The sequence below is a fragment of the Mesorhizobium vachelliae genome, from assembly GCF_033977325.1.
Taxonomy (GTDB): domain Bacteria; phylum Pseudomonadota; class Alphaproteobacteria; order Rhizobiales; family Rhizobiaceae; genus Mesorhizobium; species Mesorhizobium vachelliae.
The window spans coordinates 572,198-598,407 of record NZ_JAVIIR010000003.1 but is presented as its reverse complement, the minus strand read 5'-3'; the positions used below and the strand labels follow the sequence as shown (position 1 = coordinate 598,407).

The following is a 26,210-nucleotide window of genomic DNA, read 5'->3' as shown; positions in this document are numbered from 1 at the left end:
GACGGAGAGGGGTCTTCGCGGCCGCCGGAAGTTTGCTGTCTGGGAACCCCACAGGATCGAGGATTCGTTGCTTCGCCGGGAAGGGACGCACCTCACGGCCGGCGTCCCCCTCTCCGTCCCGGCTTCGCCGGGCCACCTCTCCCCCGCGTTGCGGGGGCGAGGAACTGCTTCTCAAGCAACCAGATCCGGCATAGGCCCGACATAGCGCGACTGCGGCCGGATCAGCCGTCCAGTCGCCTGCTGCTCGCGGGCGTGCGCGATCCAGCCGGCAACGCGGCCGGCGGCAAAGACGTTGGAGAAGGCCTCCGTCGGAAAGCCGACCGCTTCCAAAAGAAGCGCGGTGTAGAACTCGACATTGGTCTGGATCAAGCGCTGCGGCTTGGCGACGCGAAGCACCTCAAGCGCCGCCTGTTCCACCGTCTCGGCGAAGGCCAGTCGGCTACCGGTCTCGTTACGGGAGCCGAGTTGCCGCACGACCGCCTTCAGCGCGTCGGCGCGCGGATCGCGCACGCGGTAGATGCGATGGCCGAAGCCCATGATGCGCCGGCCATGCGCGATCTCGTTACGCAGCCAGGCCGCAGGATCGCCGCTCGCCTCGATGGCGTCCAGCATCTCGATCACCGGTCCCGGCGCACCGCCATGCAGCGGTCCTTTCAGCGCCCCCAGTCCGGCCAGGATCGCCGAGGTCAGCCCGGCCTGGGTCGAGGCCACCACGCGGGTCGCGAAGGTCGAGGCGTTGAGACCGTGGTCGCAGACCGTCACCAGATAGCTGTCCAGCGCCTTGGCAAGTTCAGGTGAAGCGGTGCCGGCGAGCATCCGCAGCATATCGCCGGCATGATCGGCCTTTTCGTCCGGAGCGATCGGCGCCTCGCCCCGGCCCAGGCGCAGCAGCGCCGGCGTCAGCACCGCGGGCGCCGCGATGAGCCGCAACGCGTCGGCAAGCCCGTCGCCGTCCGGCAGGATGGCCATGCCGGCCCGCATGCCGCTGTAGATGTCGAGCGGCGCAAGCTGGGCGAGCAGCGGCTGCACAAGCTCAAATACTTCGACCCGCGCCTTGCCGATCGCCTTCTCCAGTTCTGCATCGCCGGGAAGATCGTCAAAGAAACCGTCGAACAGCAACCGGACCACTTGCGCGTAGCGCCAGCGGCCGGCGAGCTCCATCAGCGAATGGCCGCGGATGGTGAGGTGCCCGCCCACACCGTCGACATCGGAAAGCACCGTGTCGGCCGCCACAACATCATCAAGCCCATTCGCCATGATCATCTCCTTGACCTTTTGCGCATTGCAATTAATGCTCGTCAATCAATGCATCAATCTTGATCAAGACAATCAATGTAAGGCGGCAAATGACGGAGTGGCTGACGCGGGATGAAGCGCTGGAGCAGCTGAACGTGCGGCCGCAGACGCTTTATGCCTATGTCAGCCGCGGCCGCATCGGCATGAAGCCGGACGACGCCGATCCGCGCCGCAGCCAGTATCGCGCCGACGACATCGCCGCGCTCGCCACGCGCCGCGACCGCGGAAGAAGCCCCCAGGCAATCGCCGAAAGCGCCATCGCCTGGGGCGAGCCGGCCATCGCCACGTCAATTTCGACGGTGCTGCATGGCCGCCTCGTCTATCGCGGCAGGGACGCGGTGGAATTTTCGGTGACGGCGACGCTCGAGGAGACCGCCGGACTGCTGTGGGCCTCCGACCGTCCGGTGTCGTTCGCCTCGTTGACGCCGTCGGCCGCCCGGCAAAGCGGCACGCCAACCGCCTTCGCCAGGCTCTCGGCGCTCGCGGCCGGAGGCTGGTCGTCGCTCGGACGCAGGCCGGCCATGCTGCAGCAGGACGGCGCCGCCGCGACCAGCGCGCTGGCAACCGCGCTCGGCGCGGCGCCGGGCTCGGAACCGGTGCATACGCGGCTGGCGCAGGGCTGGTCCGTGGAGGCCGCCAGCGCCGATCTTATCCGCAAGGCGCTGGTGCTGATTGCCGATCACGAGCTCAATGCCTCGACCTTCGCCGCCCGCGTCGCGGCCTCCACCGGCGCGCCGATCGCCGCCTGCCTGCTCGCCGGCCTCGCAACGCTCACCGGCCCGCGCCATGGCGGCGCGGGGGCCGCAGCGATCGCGCTGGTCGAGGACGCGGAGCGGCTGGGTCCGGACGAGGCGATCGCCCGCTGGCTCGCCCATGACCGGCCGCTGCCGGGCTTCGGCCATCCGCTCTATCCGGAAGGCGATCCGCGCGCCGAGGGCTTGTTCTCCGGCCTGAAGATCGACGACGGGCTGTCGCGACTGCGCAAGGCGGTCCTTGCCGCGACCGGCCTGCATCCGAACATCGATTTTGCCTTGGCCGCGATGACGCGCAGCCTGCGCCTGCCGTCCGACGCGCCGTTCCGCCTGTTCGCGCTCGGCCGCAGCGTCGGCTGGACGGCGCATGCCATCGAGCAGGCGATCAGCAACAGGCTGATCAGGCCCCGCGCCCGCTATGATGGGCCTGCTGGATGAAGGGAAACTGACGGCAACAATAAGCACCTCGCCGTTAGGGTGAAGCGCTCCAGGTTGTGTCGAGATTCAGGTCAGGCCGAGTCGAAAATGGTGCCTTTCGAGAACCGAAGCGGAGCGTACTTAAAGTACGTGAGCACCGGAAGCGCAGAAAGCCACTATTTGAAGGCCGGCCTCACCTGAATATCGACACAACCTAGGACATCGTGTCCAGCTTGCGCTGCATGGCCGCAATCTGCGCCTTCAATTCCTGCAGATCGTCGCCCTTTTCTTCCTTCTTCGGCGGCTCGGCAGGGGTTGCGGAATTGCCGCCGGCGGACGGGAACGGCGTGAACATGCGCATGGCGTTCTGGAACATCTCGACATTGCGGCGCGTCTGTTCCTCGAGCGCCTTCATCGGCGTCTTCATCATGTCTATCGGCGTCTTGCCGAAGGCGCCTTTGAGCTGCTCGCGGAACCGCTCCTGCTCCTTGGAGAAGGCGATCATCGACTGTTCGAGGAAGCTCGGCACGATCATCTGCATCTGATCGCCGTAGAAGGAGATGAGCTGGCGCAGGAACGGGATCGGCAGCATGTTCTGCCCATCCTTGTTCTCCAGCTCGAAGATGATCTGCGTCAGCACCGGATGGGTGATGTCGTCACCGGTCTTTGCGTCCTGGACCGTGAACTCCTCGCCCTTCTTGACCATCTCGGCCAAGTCCTCGAGCGTCACATAGGTGCTGGTGCCGGTATTGTAGAGCCGGCGATTGGCATACTTCTTGATGACGATCGGGTCGTCTTTTGCGGCCATCCGTATCCTCCCCAGGACACCGGCACCTTCAGGAGTAAGCGGCCGGTAACGATTGCGCCCTTTAACGAGGATACGCGCAAAAGCGTCACAATTCCAAGCGGTTTGTGCACTGCGGCATCATTTAATGCTGCACAGCCATTGCAAAATCCGCTGCATGGCCGACGTCACGTTACCGCGACTGGCGCGCGCCCTGCTTGCCGCGCATGACGGCCATGCCCATTTCCGGTTTGACTCAGGGTTTGGAACGGGCAAGAAAGTCCTAAAGCAATCTCGAAAATACGACACCTCGAAGCCTGGAGAAGAAAATGTCCGCTTCCAATCCCATCGTCGTCGCCAGCGCCGCCCGCACCGCGGTCGGCTCCTTCAACGGCAGCTTCGCCGCAACGCCCGCGCATGAGCTCGGCGCCGTCGTCATCAGGGAATTGCTCGCGCGTTCCGGCGTCGAGGCGGCGGAAGTCGACGAGGTCATCCTCGGCCAGGTGTTGACCGCCGCTCAAGGGCAGAACCCGGCGCGCCAGGCCTCGATCAATGCCGGCCTGCCGAAGGAGACCACTGCCTGGGGCCTCAACCAGGTTTGCGGATCGGGCCTGCGCGCCATCGCGCTCGGCATGCAGCAGATCGCCACCGGCGACGCCAAGGTGATCATCGCCGGCGGCCAGGAATCGATGTCGCTGTCGCCGCATGCCGAGCATCTGCGGGCCGGCGTCAAGATGGGCGACTACAAGATGATCGACACCATGATCAAGGATGGCCTGTGGGATGCCTTCAACGGCTACCACATGGGCAACACCGCCGAGAACGTCGCACGCCAGTTCCAGATCACCCGCGAAGCCCAGGACGAGTTCGCGCTGGCCTCGCAGAACAAGGCCGAGGCCGCGCAGAAGGCCGGCAGGTTCAAGGACGAGATCGTCGCCTTCACCATCAAGGGCAAGAAGGGCGACACAATCGTCGACCAGGACGAGTATATCCGTCACGGCGCGACGCTCGACGCCATGACCAAGCTGAAGCCCGCTTTCGACAAGGACGGCACGGTCACCGCCGCCAACGCGTCCGGCATCAATGACGGCGCCGCCGGCGCGCTGCTGATGACCGAGGCCGAGGCCGCCCGCCGCGGCATCACCCCGCTGGTCCGCATCGCCTCCTGGGCGACCGCCGGCGTCGATCCGTCGATCATGGGCACGGGTCCGATCCCCGCTTCGAAGCGGGCGCTGGAAAAGGCCGGCTGGTCGGTGAAGGACCTTGACCTCGTCGAGGCCAACGAGGCCTTCGCCGCGCAGGCCTGCGCCGTCAATCAGGGCATGGGCTGGGATCCCTCGATCGTCAACGTCAATGGCGGCGCCATCGCCATCGGTCATCCGATCGGCGCGTCGGGCGCCCGCGTCTTCAACACGCTGGTCTACGAGATGCGCCGCCGCGGCGCCAGGAAGGGCCTCGCCACGCTTTGCATCGGCGGCGGCATGGGCGTCGCGATGTGCGTGGAAGCGCTGTGAGCTCAGCAAATGGGGAGTAGCGAATAGGGAAGAAAAAAAGCGTCGCGCCGCGGGATATCAGGTCCCTACTCGCTATTCGCTACTCCCTGTTCGCTCCTCCGATCAAAAAAGGGAGGAACAAAAAATGTCGAAGGTAGCAATCGTCACGGGCGGGTCGCGCGGCATAGGCGCGGCGATATCGGTGGCCTTGAAGAAGGCCGGCTATTCGGTCGCGGCGAACTATGCCGGCAACGACGAGGCGGCCCAGAAATTCAAGGCCGAGACCGGCATCCCCGTCTACAAATGGTCGGTCGCCGACTACGACGCCTGCGCCGCCGGCATCGCCCAAGTCGAGGCCGATCTCGGTCCGGTCGCCGTGCTGGTCAACAATGCGGGCATCACCCGCGACGCCATGTTCCACAAGATGACGCCCGCGCAGTGGAAGGAAGTGATCGACACCAACCTCTCCGGCGTCTTCAACATGACGCATCCCCTGTGGAGCGGCATGCGCGACCGCAAGTTCGGCCGCGTCATCACCATTTCCTCGATCAATGGCCAGAAAGGCCAGATGGGCCAGGCCAATTATTCGGCTTCGAAAGCCGGCGACATCGGCTTCACCAAGGCGCTGGCCCAAGAGGGGGCTCGCGCGGGCATCACTGTCAACGTCATCTGCCCCGGCTACATCGCAACCGACATGGTCATGGCCGTGCCGGAAAAAGTGCGGGAGTCGATCATCGCTCAGATCCCGGTCGGCCGCCTCGGCGAGCCGGAGGAGATCGGGCGCTGCGTCGTCTTCCTGGCGTCGGACGAGGCGGGCTTCATCACCGGCTCGACCATCACCGCCAATGGCGGCCAGTACATCACCTGATACGCACCACCGCCAAGGCAGCTCCGGCAACGGAGCCGCCTTTTTTGCGCGCCGGCAAGCTCGGCGCGACACCTTGCCTCAATTCGGCACGCAAAGGTTAACGGCCGCGGCCGGGCCCTGTGGGCAACCCGTTCACAAGCTGTGAATTTTCGGTGGGCGAGCTGTGGATAACACCATATCTAGGGGTGAACAAACCGGGAAAATAACCAGATCGCTGATTCGTCGCCGATTCGTTCTGGCTTTGGCCGAAAAATTAACGGCGGACGACGCAAACATCACCGAATTCGTTAAAAGCGATTAAGAAAAATCAACAATTTCATAACCTTGAAGACAAGGGTCAGGTCGACCGCGACCGTTCACCGGCAAAGGTTAACGATGGCCAGGGTCCGGCGGAGGCCACGCAGGAATCGGGCCAGTTTCGCGATTCAGCATGTGGTGAGACTCGGCGTCAAAAAATCCACATATAGCCGTGAACAAAACCTGAATCAGAACGAGTCAGCGATTCGTCGCTGATTCGTTCCAGACTCGTTCCAGCTCTTAACGACAGCCGGTTTAGGTCGGCGCGTCCATTCCCGCCCGCCCGAGAAGAACATTCCGCTTTCGCTTGGCGTCCTAAATCCCTATGTGTCGGCTGTCACACGCGGCGGCGGCGCCGCGCTTCCGACCAAAAGCGGCAGAAAGACTTATTTCCGAGCCGATGAACATCCAGCCGAAACACTCCCAGCCATTGATCCTTTCGGGCCGCGACGTGACGGCCGTGCTGGGCCCCACCAACACCGGCAAGACCCATCTCGCCATCGAGCGCATGGTCGCGCATGAGACAGGCATCATCGGCCTGCCGCTGAGGCTCCTTGCACGCGAGGTCTATGCCCGCGTCTGCGAGAAGGTCGGCGCCCGCAAGGTGGCGCTGATCACCGGCGAGGAGAAGATCGTGCCTGCCGGCGCGAAATATTCGGTCTGCACCGTCGAGGCGATGCCGCGCGAGACCGACGCCGCCTTCGTCGCCATCGACGAGGTGCAGCTCGCCGGGGATCTCGAGCGCGGCCATATCTTCACCGACCGCATCCTGCATCTGCGCGGCCGCCAGGAGACGCTTCTGCTGGGCGCCGCCACCATGCACGGCATACTGCAGAAGCTGCTGAAGGGCGTATCGGTGGTGACGCGGCCGCGGCTGTCGCATCTTGCCTATGCCGGCTCGAAGAAGCTCACCCGGCTGCCGCGGCGCACGGCGATCGTCGCTTTCTCGGCCGACGAGGTCTATGCCATCGCCGAGCTGATCCGCCGGCAGCAGGGCGGTGCTGCCGTCGTGCTCGGCGCGCTCTCGCCGCGCACCCGCAACGCCCAGGTGGAGATATTCCAGTCCGGCGATGTCGACTATCTCGTCGCCACCGACGCCATCGGCATGGGCCTGAACCTCGACCTCGAGCACGTTGCCTTCGCCCAGAACCGCAAGTTCGACGGCTATCAATATCGCAACCTGACAGCCGCCGAGCTCGGCCAGATCGCCGGCCGCGCCGGCAGGCATCTGCGCGACGGCACGTTCGGCGTCACCGGCCAGGTCGATCCGTTCGACGAGGATCTGGTCAAGAAGATCGAGGCGCATGATTTCGACCCGGTGAAGGTGCTGCAGTGGCGCACCGCCGATTTCGACTTTTCCAGCCTCGACGCGCTGAAGCGCTCGATCGAGACCAATGCGCCGGTCGAAGGGCTGACACGCGCGCTGCCGGCGGTGGACGCGCAGGCGCTCGACCACCTGTCGCGCGACGGCGATATCCGCGCTTTGGCCACCGGCAAGGAACGCGTGGCGCTGCTTTGGGAAGCCTGCGCGCTGCCCGACTACCGCAAGATCGCGCCAGCGCAGCATGCCGACCTCATCGCCTCGATCTATATGGACCTTGCGCGCCACGGCCATGTCGATGAGAATTACATGGCCGAGCAGGTGCGGCGCGCCGACACGACGGAAGGCGATATCGACACGCTCTCGCACCGGATCGCGCAGATCCGCACCTGGACTTTCGTCTCCAACCGCCCCGGCTGGCTGGCCGATCAGCTACACTGGCAGGAAAAGACGCGCGAAATCGAAGACAGATTGTCGGATGCGCTGCATGAGCGGTTGACGAAACGCTTCGTAGACCGCAGGACTTCCGTCCTCATGCGGCGCCTTAGAGAAAATACCATGCCTGAAGCCGAAATCAGCCCTACTGGAACCGTCCTCGTCGAAGGTCATCATGTCGGCGAGTTGCAGGGGTTCCGCTTCACCGCCGACCAGAGCGCCGGCGGCGAGGACGCCAAGGCGGTGCGCACCGCCGCCCAGAAGGCGCTCGCGGCCGAGTTCGACGCGCGCGCCGAACGCTTTGCCGCCTGCGCCAATGGCGACCTGGCGCTCGGCTCGGACGGCGTGCTGCGCTGGATCGGCGCGCCGATCGGCACGCTGGTCGCCGGCGACGAGGCGTTGAAGCCGCGCCTGGTGCTGCTTGCCGACGAGCAGCTGACCGGCCCTGCCCGCGACAAAGTCGCGGCGCGCGCCGAGCGTTTCGTCAATTTCCAGATCGAGTCGCTTTTGAAGCCGCTGGTCGATTTGAAGAATGCCGACCAGATCACCGGCATCGCGCGCGGCATCGCCTTCCAGCTGGTCGAGCATTTTGGCCTGATCAACCGCCGCGACATCGCGGAGGAGATGAAGTCGCTCGATCAGGAGGGGCGCGCAGCGCTCCGCCGCCTCGGCGTGCGCTTCGGCGCCTACCACGTCTTCGTGCCGGCGCTGATCAAGCCGGCGCCGGCCGGCCTGGTGACCTTGCTTTGGGCGCTGAAGAACGACGGTAAGGACAAGCCCGGCTTCGGCGACGTGGTGCATGCGCTGGCGTCCGGCCGCACCTCGGTGGTCATCGACCCGGCCTTCGACAAGACCTTCTACAAGCTCGCCGGCTACCGCAATCTCGGCCGCCGCGCCGTGCGCGTCGATATCCTCGAGCGGCTGGCCGACCTCATCCGTCCGGCGACCAACTGGAAGCCCGGCCTCGGCCAGCGCCCGGACGGCGCCTATGACGGCCATGCCTTCATGGTGACGCCGCCGATGATGTCGATCCTCGGCGCCACGACCGACGACATGGAAGAGATCCTCAAGGGCCTCGGCTATCGCTCCGAGGCAAAGCCGGCCGCCGAGGTGAAAGCGAAGCTCGACGCGCTCGACGCCGCCGCGCGCGATGCGGCCGCGGCCAAGCTTGCCGTGGAAGAGACGGCCCGCGCCGCGCGGGCGGCGGAAGCGCAAGCTGCGGCAACCGGCACAGTCGCAGAGGCAACGGCCGAGGGCTCGGAGCCGGCAGCCGTCGAAGCTCCGGCTGAAGCCGTCGCGGGAGCGGCAGCGGAACCCGTCGCGGAAGTTCCGGCCGAAGCCAGCTCGGAAGCAGCAGCGGAACCTGCCGTTGAAGAGCCGGCAGAAGTTGCGGCCGAGGCCGCGGAAGAGGCTCCCGGTGTGGAGGCCCCCGTTGCTGCAGTGCTTGAGTCGGCCGAAGGCGCCGACGCCCTTACCTCCCCCTCGATGGGGGAGGTCGCGGCGCGAAGCGACGCGGGTGGGGGTGACAGCGCCGACGATGCAGATAACACCGATACCGCTGGCGCTCCCCCCGCCCCGGCGCTGCGCGCCGAATCTCCCCATGAGGGGGAGGGTAAGGCCGGCGAAACTCCCGACGAGGCTGAAGAGCCGAAGCCTGTCCTTCTGTGGCGCCAGGCGCGTTTCGACCATCAGCGTCCGCGTCACCGCCGCGACAATCGTCCGCGCGGCGGCCAGCCCACACGCGAGGCCGGCGCCGGAGGCGGCCAGCCTGGCGACAAGCCGGCGCACGAAGGTCGCCGCGACGGCGCCGGCAAGCCGCGCTTCGACCGATCGAAGTTCAAGCCGAGGCCTGAGACAGGCGATCGGCGCGAAGGCAGGCCGCAAGGCGAGCGCCCGGATCGTCACGAAGGGGGCGGGGGCCGCCGCGAGGGCCGTCCCGACTGGAAGGGCAACAGGCAGGAGGGCAAGGGCAACGCTTCTGGTGGCAAGCCGGCCTTCCAGGGCAAGCCGCGCGAGGAACGCCCGCAGCGCTTCGACCCGGATTCGCCTTTCGCCAAGCTCGCCGCCTTGCGTGACCAGCTGAAGAAATAGGCTCAAGCATGATCCCGAAAAGTGGGAACCGGTTTTCGAATAAGATCATGCTCCAACGAAGAGACAGCATGATCCCGAACCGAAGGACCGCGTCAGCGAAAAGTGGGAACCGGTTTTCGGATCAGATCATGCTCCAGCAAAGTTAGCCCGATGGTTGGAGAAGGCCGCCAGCGCATCGACAAATGGCTGTTCTTCTCGCGCGCGGTGAAATCGCGGTCCCTGGCGGCGAAAATCGTCGTCGCCGGGCGCGTGCGCATCAATCGCGACAAAGCAGCGCAGGCCTCCGATCTGGTCAAGCCCGGCGACGTGCTCACCATCACGCTCGAGGGCCGCATCCTGGTCTGGAAGGTCGTGAATTGTGGCACGCGACGCGGCCCGGCCGACGAAGCGCGGCTGCTCTACGAGGACATGTCGCCGGCGCCGACGCCCAAAGGCGGGGCGATTCCCGATGCTATTCCAGCCTTACGCGAGGCCGGCAGCGGCCGCCCGACCAAACGCGAGCGGCGGCAGACCGACCGTCTGCTCGGCGATGATTGAGACATAAGCGGCCCAGGGGCGGGGCCGGAGCAATTCCAGGAAACATGCGCGGCGGTCAGGCTGGGTGACCTCGATCTGCCTTTCCGATTGGAACTCTATTCCGGACCCCTGGCTCCGCCAGCAATCCCTGCCCTTGCATGCGGCGGGCAAAGGCGTTACCTCAGCCAAAAAGCCCAACAAAATGGGACGTCCGGAGCCTGCAATGACCTATGTCGTGACCGATAATTGCATCAAATGCAAATATATGGACTGCATCGAGGTCTGTCCGGTCGACTGTTTCTACGAGGGCGAGAACATGCTCGTCATCCACCCCGACGAGTGCATCGACTGCGGCGTGTGCGAGCCCGAATGCCCGGCCGACGCGATCAAGCCGGACACCGAGGGCGGCCTCGACAAATGGTTGCAGATCAATTCCGAATATGCCGAGAAATGGCCCAACATCACCGCCAAGAAAGAGCCGCCGGCGGACGCCAAGACCTTTGACGGCGAGACCGGAAAGTTCGAGAAATATTTCTCGGCGGAGCCCGGCGAGGGCGATTGATATAGCGGCCGGCAACCCCGGCCTGACGCGACGTAACGTGGCCGATACAATTGCTGTCTTGACAGGCAGCGACCCTGTTTGGCGTTAGCGAACGCAGCAAAACCTTGATTCTTCCGACTTTTTGTGTTACATAAGCGAAACATGCCGGTGACACGACGTCGATTTATGGCGCTAACGCCCCAAATCACTGAAAGGTGAGCTTTTAGATCCGGACCAGAGCGATCTGGGGCAGGCGGTCGCATTCGTGCGATATGCCGGTCCCTGCTTTTCCGGTGGGCTCATCCCGTTGCGCGGCTAACGGTCGGCTGTCGCCGATCGCGTGGGTTTTAGCCGGCGCCGCCATGCCGGCGCTACAACTAAGGAGTTCAGGGCGTAATGGCAACGATCACCCCGCAGAAGAAGTCCAGCGCAGCGCGTCACGGTTTCAAGACCGGCGAGTTCATCGTCTACCCGGCGCATGGCGTCGGCCAGATCGTGGCGATCGACGAACAGGAAGTGGCAGGCCACAAGCTGGAACTGTTCGTCATCGATTTCCAGAAGGACAAGATGCGGCTGAAGGTGCCGGTCGCCAAGGCGACCTCGATCGGCATGCGCAAGCTGTCGGAAGAGGACTATGTCGACCGCGCGCTGAAGGTCGTGCAGGGCCGCGCCCGCATCAAGCGCACCATGTGGTCGCGCCGCGCCCAGGAGTATGACGCCAAGATCAATTCCGGCGACCTGATCTCGATCTCGGAAGTGGTGCGCGACCTCTACCGCGCCGACAACCAGCCGGAGCAGTCCTATTCCGAGCGTCAGCTCTATGAAGCCGCGCTCGACCGCATGGCCCGCGAGATCGCCGCGGTGAACCGCATGTCGGAGACCGAGGCGGTGCGCCTCATCGAGGTCAACCTCAACAAGGGTCCGAAGCGCGGCGCCAAGGCCGACAACGAGGAAGCCGAGCAGGAAGAAGCTGCCTGAGCTTTCCGCTCATCGAATATGAAAAACCCGGCCTCGCGCCGGGTTTTTGTTTCTGGAGCCTCTTTCCTCCCCGGAGTTCAGCCGCCAGCTTCCTTCTGCGCCTCTTCCTGCCTGAGCGAAGCGATGAAGCGCTTGGTCCGCTCGCGCTCCGGATTGTCGAACACGACCGCGGCCGGGCCCTTCTCGACGATCGAGCCGGCATCGAGGAAGACGACCTCCTGCGCGATCTTGGAGGCGAGCCTGAGATCATGCGTGGCCATCACCATTGTTGTGCCCTCTCGGGCCAATTGCCCAAGCACGTCGACCACTTCCTGTGCCAGTTCCGGATCGAGCGCCGAGGTCGGCTCGTCGCAGAGCAGCACGCGCGGCGACGGCGCCAGCGCCCGGGCGATCGCCACGCGCTGCTGCTGGCCACCTGACAGCGTCGCCGGCCAGGCGTCGGCCTTGTGCGCCATGCCGACCTTCTCGAGCAGCGCCAGCGCCCGCTCGCGCGCCCTCGGCTCAGGCCATTTCAGCACCGTCACCAGCCCTTCCATGACATTCTCGATCGCCGTTCGATGCGGAAAGAGCTGGAAATTCTGGAACACCATGCCGGTCTGCAGGCGGATGCGCTGGACGTCCTTGGCCGGCACCTTGATGCCAGGATGGAAGGCAAGGGTCTCGTCACCGATGCGCAAGGAACCGGACGTCGGGATCTCCAGGAGGTTGATGCAGCGCAGGAGCGTGCTTTTGCCGCCGCCCGAAGGACCGACAAGCGCCGTCACGCTGCCCTCGTCGAGGCTGACGGTGACGCCTTTCAGAACCAGATTGTCGCCGAAGCGCTTTTCGATGTCGGTGAGGCCGATCATGCGTTGGCCTCCAGGAACCCGCCATAGCGGTTGAGCCGCACCTCCAGCCGCGCCTGCAGCGCCGACAGCACCGAGCTCAACGCGAGATAGAGCGCCGCCGCCTCGACATAGAGGATCAGCGGCTCGTAGGTGGTGGCGACGATGCGCTGCGCGGCCTGGAACATCTCGGGCACCGTGATCGCCGCCGCGAGCGAGGTATCCTTGACCAGCGAGATGAAGGTGTTGGAAAGCGGCGGCACCGCGACCCGGCCGGCTTGCGGCAGGATGGTGCGCCGCATCGCCTGGCTCCAGGTCATGCCGATCGAATAGGACGCCTCCCATTGGCCCTTCGGCACCGAGCCGATCACGGCGCGGATGATCTCGGAGGTGTAGGCGCCGATGTTGAGCGTGAAGCCGATGAGCGCGGCGGGAAAGGCATTGAGCAGGATGCCGGCCGACGGCAGGCCGTAGAAGATAAGGAAGAGCTGCACCAGAAGCGGTGTGCCGCGAAAAATCCAGACATAGAAGCGCACCAGCGCGACCAGCGGCTTCGGGCCGAACAGCCGGATCAGTGCCGTCACCAGTCCGGCGATCAGCCCCAGCGCGAAGGACAGGAGCGTCAGCGGCACGGTGAAGATCAGCGCCGCCCATAGCAGCGTCGGCAATGATTCCAGCATCAATTGCAGCCAGTGCGGCACGGGGCGCTTCTCCCTTCCAGATACGGCGGCGCGTTCCCCCGTATGGCCTGACTATCACGCAAAAACCGGCGAGCCGTCAAAGACGGCCCCGATGAATGTCGTGTAAAAAATGGCGGGCCGTCTTTGACGGCCCGCCATTATCCGAACAAAGGACGATTGCCTTACTTCGAAACGTCCTGACCGAAATACTTGTCGGCGATCTTCTTATAGGTGCCGTCGGCCTTGATGTCGGCCAGTGCCTTGTTGATGGCCGCGACCAGCTCCGGATCGCCCTTGCGCACAATGACGCCGGAATAGTCGGCATTCTCTTCCTGCGCGGCGATCTTCACATTGGCGTCGGGCTTGTGCTTCTTGAAATCGAGGAAGGACAGGCTGTCGTTGATGGTGGCGTCGGCGCGACCTGTGAGCAGAAGCTGAATCGACTGGTCGAAGCCGTCGGTGCCGACGAGCTCGGCGCCGTTCTTCTCGGCGAGCTTGCCGAAATTGGAGGTCAGCGACTGCGCCGACTTCTTGCCCTTGAGATCGGCGAAGGTCTTGATGTCGGTGTTGTCGCCGCGCACGATCAGCACCGCCTTCGAGGCGATGTAGGGATCGGAGAAATCATACTTGGCCTTGCGGGCGTCGGTGATGCCGACCTCGTTGATGACGGCATCGTAGCGGTTGGCGTCGAGGCCGGCGATCAGCCCGTCCCACTTACCTTCGAGGAACTCGACCTTGACGCCGAGCTTGTCGCCGATGGCCTTGGCGATCTCGACATCGAAGCCGACCAGCGCATTGGACTCGTCGTGATAGGTGAAGGGCGCGTAGGTGCCTTCAGTGCCGACCTTGAGCACGCCGGCCTGCTTGATCTGGTCGAGATTGGCGCCGGCATGGCCGGCGGTGATCGCCAGAACCTGCAACGTTCCGGCAATAAGGAGCGGTTTGAGCCATTTCATTTTTCTGTGATCCCGTTTTGACCGGTGCCCCGGCGCGATTGTGAGAGCCGGAAACTGACAGATAGAAGGCTGCAAAATAAGGAACCAGATTTCAAATATCGGCTCTGCCAGAAATCTGGTTCTCAAAATCGGCCAGAAATCCGCCAAACGGCTTTTCCCGGCAGATAACAAAATGTTCCCGCTGGCAACATCTGCCCCCTTCGGGCGGCGGAACCATCCATGCGCCTGATACGTTGCATGGCTGTTGTAGGGCGCGGCGGCGTCTTTTCAACCGTTGTTAGTGCAATCGCCGCCAACAGGAGCCGGTATGATCGAGGACGCGGCAGGACGGACACTGGTCCGGGCGGCAATGAGGGCTCCCTATCTCGAGCGCGACGAGGAGCATGTGCTTGCGCTCCGCTGGAAGGAAGAGAACGACCAGCACGCGCTGAACAGGATCACCGTCGCCCATATGCGCCTGGTCATCTCCATGGCCTCGAAATTCCGCCATTACGGCCTGCCGCTCGGCGATTTGATCCAGGAAGGCCATGTCGGCCTGCTTGAGGCGGCGGCCCGCTTCGAGCCCGCGCGCGAAGTGCGCTTCTCGACCTATGCCACCTGGTGGATCCGCGCCTCGATGCAGGACTATATCCTGCGCAACTGGTCGATCGTGCGCGGCGGCACCAGTTCGGCGCAGAAAGCGCTGTTCTTCAATCTGCGACGCTTGCGCGCAAGGCTGGCCAACGGCGCCGAGCCGCTCTCCAACGCCTCGCTCTACCGCGAGGTTTCGGCCGCGCTCGGCGTGCCGGAAGCCGACGTGGCGATGATGGATTCGCGCCTGTCCTCGCCCGACAGCTCGCTCAACGCGCCCTTGGCCGACGAGAACGGCGCCGCCGAGCGGATGGATTTCCTGGTCTCCGAAGACCCGCTTCCCGACGAGATCGTCGGCGAGAGGATCGATGTCCAGCGCCGGGCCGTCTGGCTGAAGAGCGCGCTCGGCGCGCTCAACGCCCGCGAGCTTCGCATCATCGAGGAGCGCAGGCTGAGCGATGACGGCGCCACGCTGGAATCGCTTGGCGAGCAGCTCGGCATCTCCAAGGAGCGCGTCCGCCAGATCGAGGCCCGCGCCATGGAAAAGCTGAAGCTGGCCCTGGTGAAACAGAACCCGGAATTTTTGGCGGAAGCCGCCTGAAGCCGATCAGCGCTCGAATTCAATAAGCAATTGAGTAAATAAGAAAATATCGCCATCGGGGCAGTTTTCCTTCATCCGTATTCTGGATTGTGAGGTCTTTAACAGACCATTGCGTCGCATTGGCCTCTCTGAAGCCTCCAGATCACAACATATGGAGGATTCGCCATGCTGCGATGCTGCGCGCTCCTTGCTGCCATGATCCTCGTGGGTCTCACGACGTTCGAGGCGCATGCCGATCGAAGGGTGGCCCTCGTGATCGGCAATTCGCAATACCGCGAAATCCCGGCCCTGAAGAATCCCGACAAGGACGCCGAGGATGTATCGAAGACATTCCGGCTGGCCGGTTTCGAGGTCTTCGCCGCCAAGGACCTCACCAGGCTTCAGTTCGAAGAGAAGTTCCGCAACTATCTCGCGGCCGCCGACGGCGCCGACCTGGCGGTCGTCTATTATTCCGGCCACGGCTTCCAGATCGGCGGCGAGAATTTCCTGATCCCGGTCGACGCGTCGCTCAAAGATGCGGCCGACATGGAAGTCCAGGCCATCAAGGTCGACGACATATTGCGGCAGCTGCGCTCGAGATCGAAGATCCAGATGATCATCCTCGATGCCTGCCGCAACGATCCTTTCCCGCGCAAGGACTATTGGCTGCGCGACCAGTTGATCGTCGCCGATGGCACCGGACTTGCGCAGGTGACAGGCTCGCAGAACACGCTGATCGCTTTTGCCACCGAGCCCGGCGCCGTCGCCTATGACGGATCCGGCGATCTCAGCCCGTTTTCATCGGCCTTCTCCCGCCGCGCGCTGACGCCGAACCAGGAGATACGCTCGGTCATGGCGGCCGTGCGTCGCGATGTGGTCAAGGCCACCAACGGCAAGCAGGTTCCGTGGGAGAATTCCTCGCTGCTCGATGACGTCGTGCTGATGCGCGGGACGGAGCAACCCGCGGCGGCGGCACCCGACGCTGAGCAGGATCAGCAGACGGCGGAGCGCGGAATTGAGGTCGCGGCCGCCGCCGAAGCGATGGGCAATCGCGACATCCGCGTCCCGGTCGGTGTCGGCCCGGTTCCGCTGAAGCTGGATTTCCCGGCCAAGGGTGCCGCGATCAGCCTCAAGCTTGCGAGCTACCCGGCGACCGGAACGCTGTCCCTGCCCGATCGCGGGCTTTCGCCGCAATCGACCCTGACGGCCGCCGAGGTCGACAAATTGCGCTACGAGCCGCAGGTCGGCTCTGCCGCTCCCGCCGACATCGGCTTCGAGATCCGCGCGGGCAATGCCGCGAGGCAGGCGACGGTGAGACTGTCGCCGAATGTCGATCCCTGCGACCAGGCAGCCGGCGAGCCACTTGACCTGCAGGGCGTCGTCCCGGGCCGGTTGCCGAACGAGATCGGCAGCGGAGCGGTGGAAGCTTGCGAGACGGCGGTGAAGTCCTATCCCGATATTGCGCGCTTCCGTTACGAGCTGGGGCGGGCGCTGCTGACGTCGGGCAGGGTCGACGAAGCCAGGCAGGCGATCCAAGAGGCCGCGGACAAGGGACATATCCGCGCTTTGTTCACGCTCGGCTCCATCGCCTCTGTCGACTTGTCGAAGGCGAACGACCTCTATTCGAAAGCGTCCGACAAGGGAGACCCCTACGCCATGGCCGTCTGGGGCCGCGCTTTGTTCGACGGTCTCGGCGTCCAGCGTGATACCGGCAAGGGGTTGGACCTGCTGCTCCAGGCAGCGGCGATGGGGCATGTCGATGCCATGAAGAACCTTGCGATGATTTTCAAGGAAGGCCGCAATGGCGTGCCCACCGACCCGGACCGCGCGCTGGCTTTCCTCAAGGCCGGCATGGAGCGGCAGGACGTGTATTCAATGGGCATCCTGGGCCTTCCCTCGCGCCCCGCGCGTAGCACTCCTGTGGTCTTGGCGTGCAAGGCCCCGAAGGTCATCACAAAGATAAAGGAGGTCCGCGTGCCGGCGCCGAAGCCGAAGACACCACCTAAAGCGCCTGTCCCACAGCCGGCCGATCCAGTGCCGACCGACAGCGGCAGGGCGCCATGGACCGGCAGCAATAGCTCCGATCATCCGGGCAACGGCGGCGGCGGCAAAGGCAATAGCGACTAAGGCATGTCTCCCGAAGTGGGAACCTGACGGTCTTTCCTACTTGTCGGTGACGATCTTGACCTTGTCGCCGGCCGATACGCTGGCGCCAGGCGACATGGCGTTGAGCACGCGGAACAGGTCGAGCTTGCGGTCGACGCCGACCATCTGGGCTGCGAGCGAGCCCATGGTCTGGCCAGCCTGGACGGTGACGACCCGGATATGCAGCGGCTTCAGCGCCGCCTTCTCGGCCGGGCTCAGCACCCGGAAGGAGCCGCTGACCGAGCGCGCGACGGGGTCCAGAGCGGTGCTGGCCGAGGGCGCGGCCGTCAGCAGCCTGTAGACCTGGCCGCCAGCGCGGATGACCGCGATGTCGAACTGCCAGCCTTGCGCGCTGGCATGCGCCATCGCCGCCTCGTTGCCGTTGACCGTCCCCTGGCGCACGCTGGCGTCTTCGAGCCCCGCCACCCAGCCGCTGCGGATGTAATCGGTGAGCGAGACCGACTTGTCGATCGCCACGCCGTCGAAGCGGATGGCGATGTCGCCCGGCCCGGTCGCGGTCACCGCGGCCGCCGAATTGTCGATGACGAAGCCGTCCGGCACGGTGAAGGAGACACCGAGATTGGGGTGCATGAAGGTCTGGCCGCGCACATAACCTTCTTCCGGCGTGTCGCCGTAAAGCAGGCCGTCTATGCCGGCAAGGAACGCGTCGCGGTCGCGCGTGCCAACCCCGGGCGGGCCGAAATTGCGCGCAAGGCGCTGCGCCAGCTCGATGCGCTGCGGCGTGTTGGGATGCGTCGCCAGGAAATCGAGGCTGGCATCGGTAGCGCCGCTGACCGAGCGGAAATCCGTATAGGCCGACATCGACTGCAGGAAGCGGCCGGCGGCATAAGGATCGTAGCCCGCCTCTCCGATCGACTTGATGCCGATGGCGTCGGCCTGGAGTTCCTGGTTGCGCGAGAATTGCGCGAGCCTGAGCTTGCCGCGGATCAGCGCCGCCTTGGCGGTCGGACTGTCGCCGAGCACGTCGGAAACCACCTTGGTCGCCAGGCCTTCCTCGGCCTCGAGCTGCTGCCGCTGCAGACCATGATTGGCGGTGACGTGGCCCATCTCATGCGCGATCACCGCGGCAAGCTCGGAGGAATCGTTGGCGAGCGCCAGCAGCCCGCGCGTCACATAGAGGTAGCCGCCCGGCAGCGCGAAGGCGTTGACATTGGGCGAGTTGAGGATGGTGATGCGGTAGGTCTGGGTCGGGTTGGCCGACACGACCGTCAGATTGCCGACGACCTTGGCCACCATGCGCTCAAGCTTCGGATCGGAATATTCGCCGCCATAGGTGGCGAGAATCCGCGGATGCTGCGCCTTCGCCATTTCGGCGAGCTTGGCGTTGGCAACGACATTGTCGACGGTGATCGGCTTGTCGGAAGGCTGGAAGCCGCTTTCCTGCACGTCCGGCGGCGTCAACATCTGGCAGCTGGCCAGCGCCACGGCAACGCCCGCCAGCGCGAAAAATCGTGCCAGTGGCCTCATCCACACTTTCTCAGCGCCGGTCGACAGATCGGCTTCCTTTCGAAATCTTTCGGCAAATCACGGCTCGGCCGGACCAGCATGGCCGGACCTAGCCACACTCCCCCGGACAAGGCAAGCAAACGCCGGATCACCCGTTGCCGGTTTGGCCGTAAATTATGTCCGCTTCCGGGCAATATGTTGTGATCCGGCAACGGTGCCGCCTCGATCGCCGATATAGCGCCTGAACGCATCCGGTCCAGACCGATCGAAGAATTCGTCGGCCGGCCCGGTCGCCGCGATCGTGCCCTCGTCGAGGAAGGCCACGTCCTGGCCGATGCGGCGCGCATCTTCCGGCTGATGCGTGACGAACAGCACCGTCATCTCGCGCTCGGCATGGATGCCGGCGACAAGATCGAGCATATCGTCGCGCAGTGCCGGGCCGAGCGATGCGAAAGGCTCATCGAGCAGCAGGACCGGCCGGTCGCGCAGCAGCACCCTCGCCAGCGCCACCCGCTGCCGCTCGCCGCCGGACAGCTCGCGCGGCAGCCGCTTTTCCTTACCCGCCAGGCCGACACGCGCCAGCGCCTCGGCGACGGCGATGCGGTCGGCGTCGCCGAGTTTCAGCGACGGCGAGCGGCCGAGCCCGACATTGGCTTCGACGGAAAGATGCGCGAACAAATTGTTTTCCTGGAACACCATCGACACCGGTCGCGCCGAAGGCGGCGTGTCGCCGATATCAATGCCGCCGATCAGCACCTTGCCCGCATCGGGCGTTTCGAAGCCGGCTATCAGATTGAGCAGCGTCGACTTGCCGGAACCGCTCGGCCCCATGATGGCGGTGATCCTTCCAGCCGTGAATTCGGCATCGAAGCGGAAGGAAGACTCGCCATAGCTGAACGAGACGCCATCCAGCGCGACGGTGAGGCCCTTTTGCGCGGCGGCGCCGTCGATGGTCGTCGTCATGACTTTCCTTCCCGCCCCAGCCAATCGGCGGCGACCACCAGCATCAGGCAGACAAGGCCGAGCAGCAAGGCAAGTCCCGCGGCGTCGGCTGTTCGGTAGCTGCCCATGCGCGCCAACAGCAGATAGGGCAAGGTCTGCACGGAATCGCTGCCGAACAGCGCGATCGCACCGAGATCGCCGAGCGACAGCGCCATGGCGAAGGCAAAGCCGGTGGCCAGGGGGCGCCTCAGCGACGGCCAGTCGATCAGGCTGAGCCGGCTCCAGCCGGATATGCCGAGCGCCAGGCAAAGCCGCTCATGACGCTCGCTCGCCGCGTCATAGGCCGGGCGAATGGTGCGGACGGCGAAGGGCATCGCCATCACCGCATTGACGGCGACGACCATGACCGGCGCGACGGCGAAGACATCGGTGACGTTACGGAGCGCCAGGAACCAGCCGGCGCCAAGCACGATCGGCGGCACGACGAGCACGAAGCCGGCGCCGGTGTCGGCGGCATGTTCGAGCAGCGACATGGCGTTCCCCAAGCGGCGCCGCAGGGCCAGCGCGCGCCGCGACGCGATCAATGCCAGCGACAGGGTCACGCTGAGCAGCGCCGCAAGCAAGGCGAGGCCCGCGCTGGTGAGCGTCGCGCGGCGCACCGCCTCTTCACCCGCAAGCCGGCCGAGATCGGCCTCCAGGCCTGAGAACACGGTCGCCAGCATCGGCCCGGCGACGAACAGCAGGGCAAGCGCGATGAGGCAGGTGTTCAGCACGCTTTCGAGCCGGCCCACCGAAAGGTAGCGGCGCGGCGCCACCGGCAGATTGGCATCGCCGACCGTGTTGGCGCCGAGCCGCATGAGCGCGACGACCACGATGAAGGTCAGCGCGATCTGCAGCAGCGTCAGCACCACGGCGCGCGCGGGATCGAAATCGAAGCGCAGCGCCTGGTAGATGGCGACCTCCAGCGTCGTCGCGGCCGGACCGCCGCCCAGCGTCAGCACGATGGTGAAGGATGTGATGCAGAGCATGAAGACCAGCCCGGCGACGCCCGGCAAGGCTGCGCGCAACGCCGGCCATTCGATCAGCCGGAAGGCCGGCCGGGCGCACATGCCGAGCTGGCTCGCCAGCCGCCACTGGTCGGCGGGAATGGTGCCCAACGCCTCGAGGAACAGGCGCGTCGCCAAAGGCAGGTTGAAGAAGACATGCGCGACCAGGATGCCAGAGAGGCCGTAGATTCCGGGCCACTCTCCGCCGCCAAGCCCGGCAAAGACGCCGGCAAAATATCCGGCGCGGCCATAGAGCGCCAGGATGCCGAGCGCGGCGACGATCGCCGGCAACGCTAGCGGCACGGTGAACAGCTGCAAGATCAGGCGACGCCCGGGAAAGTTCGGGTGCCGGGACAGCGCGCGCGCCACCATGAGCGCCGGCGCGACCGATAGCAATGTCGACAGCAGCGCCTGCCAGAGCGTGAAGCGGGCGACGCGCAGGAGGTAGCTGTCGAAGGCGGCGAGTGCACCGGATGGATCGCGCGCGCTTTCGAGGATGAGCCCGACGAAGGCGCCGCCGACGAGCACGGCGACTGCCGCGAGGGCGATGATGCCGGCGGTGACGCGGGAGTCAGAGCGCGGCGCGGACTGCACGCTGCACCACGTCGGCTTGAATTAGCGAGCGCCGCGTTCCTTCGCGCCCCCCTCTGTCCTGCCGGACATCTCCCCCACAAGGGGGGAGATCAGCAGTGTCAACGCTCGGCACCGTCCTGCAACGTCGGCGATTGGCGAAATCGTCGACGACAGCCAATCTCCCCCCTTGTGGGGGAGATGTCCGGCAGGACAGAGGGGGGCGCCGTAGAGCGATCATTTTGCGATAATTGGCAAATCCTACTTGCTCATCACCGCCAGCCACTCATCCACCCACGCCTTGCGGTTGGCGGCGACTTCCTCGGGGCTGAACAGCAAGGTCTTGGTCGGCCTGACCAATTTGTCGAAAGCCGGGTTGAGCGGCTTGTCGGTCTTGCCGGCCGGGAACATCCAGTTGGTCTCCGGAATGACGTCCTGGAATTTCGACCCGGTCATGAAGGCGATGAACTTTTGCGCCAGCGGGTTCTTCGCGCCGGTCTTGGTGATGCCGGCCACCTCGATCTGCAGGTATTCGCCCTCCTCGAAAGAGGCCGCCTGATAGCGTTCCGTGTTCTCGGCCACCATGTGGTAGGCCGGCGAGGTGGTGTAGGAGAGCACCATCGGCGCCTCGCCCTTGGTGAAGAGCCCATAGGCCTCGCTCCAGCCCGGCGTCACGGTCAGCACCTTGGTCTTGAGCTTGGCCCAGGCCTCCGGCGCCTTGTCGCCATAGACCGACTTCACCCAGAGCAGCAGGCCGAGGCCGGGCGTCGAGGTGCGCGGATCCTGGATCACGATCTTGTCGGCGCCGGTTCCCTCGACCAGTTCCTTCAGGCTCTTCGGCGGGACTTTAAGCTTCTGCGTGTCATAGACGACGGCGAAATAGCCATAGTCGAAAGGCACGAACGTGTCGTCCTTCCAGCCGCCGGGCACATTGATGCCGGAGACTTCGCCATGCGGCGCGAACAGGCCGCTCGCCTTGGCGTCGGAGGTAAGATTGGTGTCGAGGCCGAGCACGATATCGGCCTTGGTGCCCGCGCCTTCGAGCTTCACGCGGTTGAGCAAGGCGACGCCGTCGGCCACCGAGACGAATTCGAGATCGCAGCCGCATTCGGCCTCGAATTCCTTCTTCACCGCCGGGCCGGGGCCCCAATCAGCGGTGAAGCTTTCATAGGTATAGACGGTGAGCTTGTCCTTTGCCTCGGCAGGCGCGACGCCCGCCAGAAGCGAAACCAGGCCGGTTGCGAGAATAAGCTTGGACAATATCGCGCGCATCGGCGCCTCCTTCGTTCGAGTGACAAGGAATTGAGGCGCCGGAAGGTCCGAAACGTCTAATCCCTCCGCCGGTACAAACCGGATCAGGTTCAGCGGGTTGGCTTGACTGCCTCTCAGCCGGATCACGTCCGGCACCCCGTTAGAGCGTTTCGACAGATAGGCCCGGCCGAAGCGGCGCGCAAGCGGAAGTTTGCCGGGCATCTAACGCTCGGGCGCCGACCTCGGATGCGAAGGCCGCGCCACCCGGCTTCCGTTTCACCCGGCGGGCTGGTAAGGCGACGGCCATGGGCACATTCACCATCCTGCTCGGCGGCGAACTCATTCGCACGCCCCGGCTCGAACGCCAGATCGCTGGCTCGCGCGTCATCGCCGCCGACGCCGGCATCGGCCATGCCCGCATGCTCGGCCTCGTGCCCAAGCTGTGGGTCGGCGACTTCGACTCGGTGCCGGCGAACCTGCCAAAGGATCTGGCCGAGGTGCCGCGCAAGGTCTTTCCGGCCGAGAAGGACATGACAGATGGCGAGCTCGCCATCGCCGAGGCGCTCCGGCGCGGCGCCACCAGCCTCGTGCTGGCGGGCGCCTTCGGTGGCAAGCGCGCCGACCACGCCTTCCTGCATCTGGCGCTGGCCGTGCGGCTGGCCGAGGCAGGCACCACCGTGCTGCTGACAAGCGGCGCGCAGGAAGGTGTTCCCGTTTTGCCGGGCAGCGCCGCCTTCGACTATGCGGACGGCACCCTGTTTTCGGTGCTCGGCTTCTCCGAGCTCACCGGCCTGACGGTCACCGGCGCCAAATGGCCGCTCGACCGCGTCGAGGTGGCGTTCGGCTCTTCGCTCACTATATCAAACGAGGTCAAGGGGCAGCTTGGCATCGCGCTGGAACGCGGCCGGGCGCTGCTTCTGGCCCACCCCTATCCTCTTCCCGAAAGCTGACATTCCAGACATGGCGCCGCCACTCCTCAACCTCGACGGCATTAAGCTGACCTTCGGCGGCACCCCGCTGCTCGATGGCGCGGCGCTCAGCGCATCCGCCGGCGAGAAGATCGCGCTGGTCGGCCGCAACGGTTCGGGCAAGTCGACGTTGCTCAAGATCGCCGCCGGCATGATCGAGCCGCAGGACGGCGAGGTCTTCCGCCAGCCCTCGGCCACGGTCCGCTACCTGCCGCAGATGCCGGACATGGATGGCTTCGCCAGCGTGCGCGCCTATGTCGAGGCCGGCCTTGGCCCTGCCGACGATCCGCACCGCGCCACCTATCTGATGGAGCATCTCGGCCTCACCGGCGAGGAGCGGCCGAACGATCTCTCCGGCGGCGAGGCGCGCCGCGCCGCCCTGGCGCGCGTCATGGCGCCGGAGCCCGACATCCTTTTGCTCGACGAGCCGACCAACCATCTCGATCTTTCCGTGATCGAATGGCTGGAAGAGGAGCTTGTCCGCGCCTCTTCCGCCGTGATCCTGATCTCGCACGACCGCCGCTTTCTCGAGCGCGTCTCACGCGCCACCGTCTGGCTCGACCGCGGCCAGACGCGACGGTTGGACAAGGGCTTCGCGCATTTCGAGGAATGGCGCGACCAGGTGCTGGAGGAGGAAGAGCGCGAGCAGCACAAGCTCGGCCGCCAGATCGTGCGCGAGGAGCACTGGCTGCGTTACGGCGTGACCGCCAGGCGCAAGCGCAACATGCGCCGCCTCGGCGAATTGCAGGCCATGCGCCAGCGCTTCCGCAGCCATCGCGGCGCCGAGGGCACGGCCACCATGATGGCGAGCGACGCCGCCGAATCCGGCAAGCTGGTGATCGAGGCCAAGGGCATCGCCAAGAGCTTCGGCGACCTCACCGTGGTCAAGGGTTTTTCGACCCGCATCCAGCGCGGCGACCGCGTCGGCCTGGTCGGGCCGAACGGCGCCGGCAAGACGACATTGCTGAAGATGCTGACCGGCGAGCTGGCGCCGGACGCCGGCTCCGTGCGGCTCGGCGTCAATCTGGAGATCGCGACGCTCGACCAGAAGCGCGAAGCCGTCGACCCGGCCGAGACGCTGGCGCACTACCTGACCGACGGGCGCGGCGAGAACCTGCTCGTCAATGGCGAGCAGCGCCATGTCGTCTCCTACATGAAGGATTTTCTGTTCAAGCCGGAGCAGGCGCGTACGCCGGTGCGCGAGCTTTCCGGCGGCGAGCGCGCGCGGCTGCTGCTGGCCCGCGTGCTGGCTCGGCCGGCGAACTTGCTGGTGCTCGACGAGCCGACCAACGATCTCGACATGGAGACGCTGGAGCTGCTGCAGGAACTGGTCGCCGGCTTTGCCGGAACGGTGATCCTGGTCAGCCACGACCGCGACTTCCTCGACCGCACCGTCACCAGCGTGATCGCGCCGGACGGCAACGGCCGCTGGATCGAATATGCCGGCGGCTATTCCGACATGCTGGCGCAGCGCGGCGGCTCGAAACTGGAAGACCGCAAGGCAAGGTCGAAGGCTGAAGCAACCGAGGCTTCGCCGAAGGCCGAACAGGCCGCGTCGAAGGGCCCAGCGAAAAAGCTCTCCTTCAAGCAGAAATTCGCGCTGGATTCCCTGCCCAAGAAGATCGAGGCAGTGACGGCCTCGATCTCGCGGCTGGAGAACAACATCGCCGACCCGTCCTTCTACGAACGCGACCCGGCCTCATTCCAGAAGACCATCGCCGCGCTCGACAAGGAGCGCACCACGCTTGCAGCACTCGAGGAAGAGTGGCTGGAGCTGGAGATGCTGCGGGAAGAGATGGAGGGGTAGCACCCTCATTGCGCCGGAGAGCCGATGCGCATAAACTATGCGCATGTCGAGGTGACTATCATGCGCAAGATAGCGACAAACGCAAATCGCCAGCCGGCTAATCTGTCGATCGATTCTCAGCTCATGGCGGAAGCCAAGGGGCTCAACGTGAACGTATCGCGCGCGGCGGAAGCGGGGATAGCGGAAGCGGTCGCCGCCGAGAAGACGCGGCTGTGGAAGCTTGAAAACCGCGCGACGATGGACGCCTGGAACGACTATGTCGACAAGCACGGCATCCCGCTCACTGAACATCGGCAATTCTAATGGCGCGTTATGACGTCTTCGCCAGCGGCATCGAAGGCGGATATCTGCTCGACGTTCAATCCGACTTGTTAGACCACTTCAAGACTCGCGTGGTTGTTCCGCTTCTGCCGCTGACCTCAGCACCCTCGCCAATGCGCAAGCTGCATCCGGTCTTCGAGATCAACGGCCGGAAGATGGTGATGGCCACCCACCTGATCGCTACGGTCGCGGCGGCCGAACTCGGCGAAAATCGAACCAATCTTACGAGCCACCACGACGATATCATCGCGGCGCTCGATATGCTGTTTCAAGGTTTTTAAGGCCCGTCCTATC

General features: G+C 65.0%; 22 protein-coding genes and 1 riboswitch. Of the genes, 13 read left to right on the top strand and 9 right to left on the bottom strand.

From position 1 onward, the window contains the following. Positions 1 to 171: 171 nt before the first annotated feature. A complete protein-coding gene (locus RFM41_RS09830) occupies positions 172 to 1,257 on the bottom strand; it encodes a citrate synthase/methylcitrate synthase (RefSeq protein WP_320247068.1) in 1,086 nt (361 codons plus the stop codon). An 89-nt stretch (positions 1,258 to 1,346) separates the two neighbouring features. On the opposite strand from RFM41_RS09830, the gene RFM41_RS09825 reads away from it, so the two are divergent. Further along, positions 1,347 to 2,486, top strand: a complete 1,140-nt coding sequence (locus tag RFM41_RS09825) for a citrate synthase (protein WP_320247069.1) — start codon at positions 1,347 to 1,349, stop codon at positions 2,484 to 2,486. A gap of 193 nt (positions 2,487 to 2,679) precedes the next feature. Here RFM41_RS09825 and phaR read toward each other — a convergent pair whose 3' ends face one another. Beyond that, positions 2,680 to 3,273: a polyhydroxyalkanoate synthesis repressor PhaR gene (gene phaR / locus RFM41_RS09820; protein ID WP_320247070.1), complete on the bottom strand. Its 594-nt coding sequence runs from the start codon at positions 3,271 to 3,273 to the stop codon at positions 2,680 to 2,682. A 305-nt stretch (positions 3,274 to 3,578) separates the two neighbouring features. Here phaR and RFM41_RS09815 point away from each other — a divergent pair, with 305 nt between their 5' ends. The 6 genes from RFM41_RS09815 (at position 3,579) to RFM41_RS09790 (ending at position 11,789) form a co-directional block, all read left to right on the top strand. Further along, positions 3,579 to 4,763, top strand: coding sequence for an acetyl-CoA C-acetyltransferase (locus tag RFM41_RS09815; protein WP_320247071.1), 1,185 nt, complete (start codon positions 3,579 to 3,581; stop codon positions 4,761 to 4,763). Between the two features lie 124 nt (positions 4,764 to 4,887). Continuing rightward, complete coding sequence (locus RFM41_RS09810; RefSeq protein WP_320247073.1) at positions 4,888 to 5,610, top strand: beta-ketoacyl-ACP reductase; 723 nt, start codon at positions 4,888 to 4,890, stop codon at positions 5,608 to 5,610. Positions 5,611 to 6,307: 697 nt separating this feature from the next. Next, positions 6,308 to 9,754, top strand: coding sequence for a helicase-related protein (locus tag RFM41_RS09805; protein ID WP_320247075.1), 3,447 nt, complete (start codon positions 6,308 to 6,310; stop codon positions 9,752 to 9,754). A gap of 150 nt (positions 9,755 to 9,904) precedes the next feature. Continuing rightward, the gene (locus RFM41_RS09800) at positions 9,905 to 10,291 is read left to right on the top strand and encodes an RNA-binding S4 domain-containing protein (protein WP_320247076.1); all 387 of its coding nucleotides are present in this window, start codon (positions 9,905 to 9,907) and stop codon (positions 10,289 to 10,291) included. Between the two features lie 202 nt (positions 10,292 to 10,493). Continuing rightward, on the top strand, positions 10,494 to 10,832 hold the full coding sequence (gene fdxA, locus RFM41_RS09795) for a ferredoxin FdxA (RefSeq protein WP_095767304.1): 339 nt from the start codon (positions 10,494 to 10,496) through the stop codon (positions 10,830 to 10,832). A 375-nt stretch (positions 10,833 to 11,207) separates the two neighbouring features. After that, complete coding sequence (locus RFM41_RS09790; RefSeq protein ID WP_320247079.1) at positions 11,208 to 11,789, top strand: CarD family transcriptional regulator; 582 nt, start codon at positions 11,208 to 11,210, stop codon at positions 11,787 to 11,789. Between the two features lie 77 nt (positions 11,790 to 11,866). Here the strand turns inward: RFM41_RS09790 and RFM41_RS09785 are convergent, their stop codons facing one another. The 3 genes from RFM41_RS09785 to RFM41_RS09775 all read right to left on the bottom strand — a co-directional run bounded on the left by RFM41_RS09785 (position 11,867) and on the right by RFM41_RS09775 (position 14,249). Beyond that, complete coding sequence (locus tag RFM41_RS09785) at positions 11,867 to 12,637, bottom strand: amino acid ABC transporter ATP-binding protein (protein WP_320247080.1); 771 nt, start codon at positions 12,635 to 12,637, stop codon at positions 11,867 to 11,869. After that, positions 12,634 to 13,314: an amino acid ABC transporter permease gene (locus tag RFM41_RS09780; protein ID WP_320247081.1), complete on the bottom strand. Its 681-nt coding sequence runs from the start codon at positions 13,312 to 13,314 to the stop codon at positions 12,634 to 12,636. The genes RFM41_RS09785 and RFM41_RS09780 overlap by 4 nt, the downstream gene beginning before the upstream one ends. A gap of 161 nt (positions 13,315 to 13,475) precedes the next feature. Further along, positions 13,476 to 14,249, bottom strand: coding sequence for an amino acid ABC transporter substrate-binding protein (locus RFM41_RS09775; protein ID WP_320247082.1), 774 nt, complete (start codon positions 14,247 to 14,249; stop codon positions 13,476 to 13,478). 307 nt (positions 14,250 to 14,556) lie between these two features. Between RFM41_RS09775 and RFM41_RS09770 the strand changes: the two genes are divergently transcribed. Continuing rightward, positions 14,557 to 15,420 carry an RNA polymerase factor sigma-32 gene (locus RFM41_RS09770; protein WP_320247083.1) on the top strand — a complete coding sequence of 288 codons (864 nt, stop codon included), beginning with the start codon at positions 14,557 to 14,559 and terminating at the stop codon, positions 15,418 to 15,420. Between the two features lie 165 nt (positions 15,421 to 15,585). Further along, positions 15,586 to 17,526, top strand: a complete 1,941-nt coding sequence (locus RFM41_RS09765; protein ID WP_320247084.1) for a caspase family protein — start codon at positions 15,586 to 15,588, stop codon at positions 17,524 to 17,526. 36 nt (positions 17,527 to 17,562) lie between these two features. Here RFM41_RS09765 and RFM41_RS09760 read toward each other — a convergent pair whose 3' ends face one another. From RFM41_RS09760 to thiB, 4 genes are all read right to left on the bottom strand, one after another. Next, the gene (locus tag RFM41_RS09760) at positions 17,563 to 19,032 is read right to left on the bottom strand and encodes a M48 family metalloprotease (RefSeq protein ID WP_320247085.1); all 1,470 of its coding nucleotides are present in this window, start codon (positions 19,030 to 19,032) and stop codon (positions 17,563 to 17,565) included. Between the two features lie 153 nt (positions 19,033 to 19,185). Further along, the gene (gene thiQ, locus RFM41_RS09755; protein WP_320247087.1) at positions 19,186 to 19,974 is read right to left on the bottom strand and encodes a thiamine ABC transporter ATP-binding protein; all 789 of its coding nucleotides are present in this window, start codon (positions 19,972 to 19,974) and stop codon (positions 19,186 to 19,188) included. After that, entirely contained in the window at positions 19,971 to 21,593 is a 1,623-nt protein-coding gene (thiP, locus tag RFM41_RS09750) for a thiamine/thiamine pyrophosphate ABC transporter permease (RefSeq protein ID WP_320247088.1), read from the bottom strand. The genes thiQ and thiP overlap by 4 nt, the downstream gene beginning before the upstream one ends. Before the next feature lie 237 nt (positions 21,594 to 21,830). Beyond that, entirely contained in the window at positions 21,831 to 22,841 is a 1,011-nt protein-coding gene (gene thiB, locus RFM41_RS09745) for a thiamine ABC transporter substrate binding subunit (protein WP_320247089.1), read from the bottom strand. A gap of 43 nt (positions 22,842 to 22,884) precedes the next feature. Continuing rightward, a riboswitch (TPP riboswitch) is annotated at positions 22,885 to 22,990 on the bottom strand. Between the two features lie 135 nt (positions 22,991 to 23,125). Between thiB and RFM41_RS09740 the strand changes: the two genes are divergently transcribed. The 4 genes from RFM41_RS09740 to RFM41_RS09725 are packed head-to-tail and all read left to right on the top strand — an operon-like array spanning position 23,126 to position 26,197. After that, on the top strand, positions 23,126 to 23,770 hold the full coding sequence (locus tag RFM41_RS09740) for a thiamine diphosphokinase (RefSeq protein WP_320247090.1): 645 nt from the start codon (positions 23,126 to 23,128) through the stop codon (positions 23,768 to 23,770). 10 nt (positions 23,771 to 23,780) lie between these two features. Continuing rightward, positions 23,781 to 25,595, top strand: a complete 1,815-nt coding sequence (locus RFM41_RS09735) for an ABC-F family ATP-binding cassette domain-containing protein (RefSeq protein WP_320247092.1) — start codon at positions 23,781 to 23,783, stop codon at positions 25,593 to 25,595. A 60-nt stretch (positions 25,596 to 25,655) separates the two neighbouring features. Continuing rightward, positions 25,656 to 25,898: a type II toxin-antitoxin system CcdA family antitoxin gene (locus RFM41_RS09730; RefSeq protein WP_320248064.1), complete on the top strand. Its 243-nt coding sequence runs from the start codon at positions 25,656 to 25,658 to the stop codon at positions 25,896 to 25,898. Further along, positions 25,898 to 26,197 carry a CcdB family protein gene (locus RFM41_RS09725; protein ID WP_320247094.1) on the top strand — a complete coding sequence of 100 codons (300 nt, stop codon included), beginning with the start codon at positions 25,898 to 25,900 and terminating at the stop codon, positions 26,195 to 26,197. The genes RFM41_RS09730 and RFM41_RS09725 overlap by 1 nt, the downstream gene beginning before the upstream one ends. Positions 26,198 to 26,210 lie beyond the last annotated feature (13 nt).

Coding starts and splice junctions, on each gene's coding strand:
- thiB (WP_320247089.1), bottom strand. CDS start 22,841: ATGCGCGCGATATTGTCCAAGCTTATTCTCGCAACCGGCCTGGTTTCG.
- RFM41_RS09735 (WP_320247092.1), top strand. CDS start 23,781: ATGGCGCCGCCACTCCTCAACCTCGACGGCATTAAGCTGACCTTCGGC.
- RFM41_RS09790 (WP_320247079.1), top strand. CDS start 11,208: ATGGCAACGATCACCCCGCAGAAGAAGTCCAGCGCAGCGCGTCACGGT.
- RFM41_RS09805 (WP_320247075.1), top strand. CDS start 6,308: ATGAACATCCAGCCGAAACACTCCCAGCCATTGATCCTTTCGGGCCGC.
- RFM41_RS09725 (WP_320247094.1), top strand. CDS start 25,898: ATGGCGCGTTATGACGTCTTCGCCAGCGGCATCGAAGGCGGATATCTG.
- RFM41_RS09815 (WP_320247071.1), top strand. CDS start 3,579: ATGTCCGCTTCCAATCCCATCGTCGTCGCCAGCGCCGCCCGCACCGCG.
- fdxA (WP_095767304.1), top strand. CDS start 10,494: ATGACCTATGTCGTGACCGATAATTGCATCAAATGCAAATATATGGAC.
- phaR (WP_320247070.1), bottom strand. CDS start 3,273: ATGGCCGCAAAAGACGACCCGATCGTCATCAAGAAGTATGCCAATCGC.
- RFM41_RS09740 (WP_320247090.1), top strand. CDS start 23,126: ATGGGCACATTCACCATCCTGCTCGGCGGCGAACTCATTCGCACGCCC.
- thiQ (WP_320247087.1), bottom strand. CDS start 19,974: ATGACGACGACCATCGACGGCGCCGCCGCGCAAAAGGGCCTCACCGTC.
- RFM41_RS09830 (WP_320247068.1), bottom strand. CDS start 1,257: ATGGCGAATGGGCTTGATGATGTTGTGGCGGCCGACACGGTGCTTTCC.
- RFM41_RS09765 (WP_320247084.1), top strand. CDS start 15,586: ATGCTGCGATGCTGCGCGCTCCTTGCTGCCATGATCCTCGTGGGTCTC.
- RFM41_RS09810 (WP_320247073.1), top strand. CDS start 4,888: ATGTCGAAGGTAGCAATCGTCACGGGCGGGTCGCGCGGCATAGGCGCG.
- RFM41_RS09775 (WP_320247082.1), bottom strand. CDS start 14,249: ATGAAATGGCTCAAACCGCTCCTTATTGCCGGAACGTTGCAGGTTCTG.
- RFM41_RS09760 (WP_320247085.1), bottom strand. CDS start 19,032: ATGAGGCCACTGGCACGATTTTTCGCGCTGGCGGGCGTTGCCGTGGCG.
- RFM41_RS09770 (WP_320247083.1), top strand. CDS start 14,557: ATGATCGAGGACGCGGCAGGACGGACACTGGTCCGGGCGGCAATGAGG.
- RFM41_RS09730 (WP_320248064.1), top strand. CDS start 25,656: ATGCGCAAGATAGCGACAAACGCAAATCGCCAGCCGGCTAATCTGTCG.
- RFM41_RS09800 (WP_320247076.1), top strand. CDS start 9,905: ATGGTTGGAGAAGGCCGCCAGCGCATCGACAAATGGCTGTTCTTCTCG.
- RFM41_RS09825 (WP_320247069.1), top strand. CDS start 1,347: ATGACGGAGTGGCTGACGCGGGATGAAGCGCTGGAGCAGCTGAACGTG.
- RFM41_RS09785 (WP_320247080.1), bottom strand. CDS start 12,637: ATGATCGGCCTCACCGACATCGAAAAGCGCTTCGGCGACAATCTGGTT.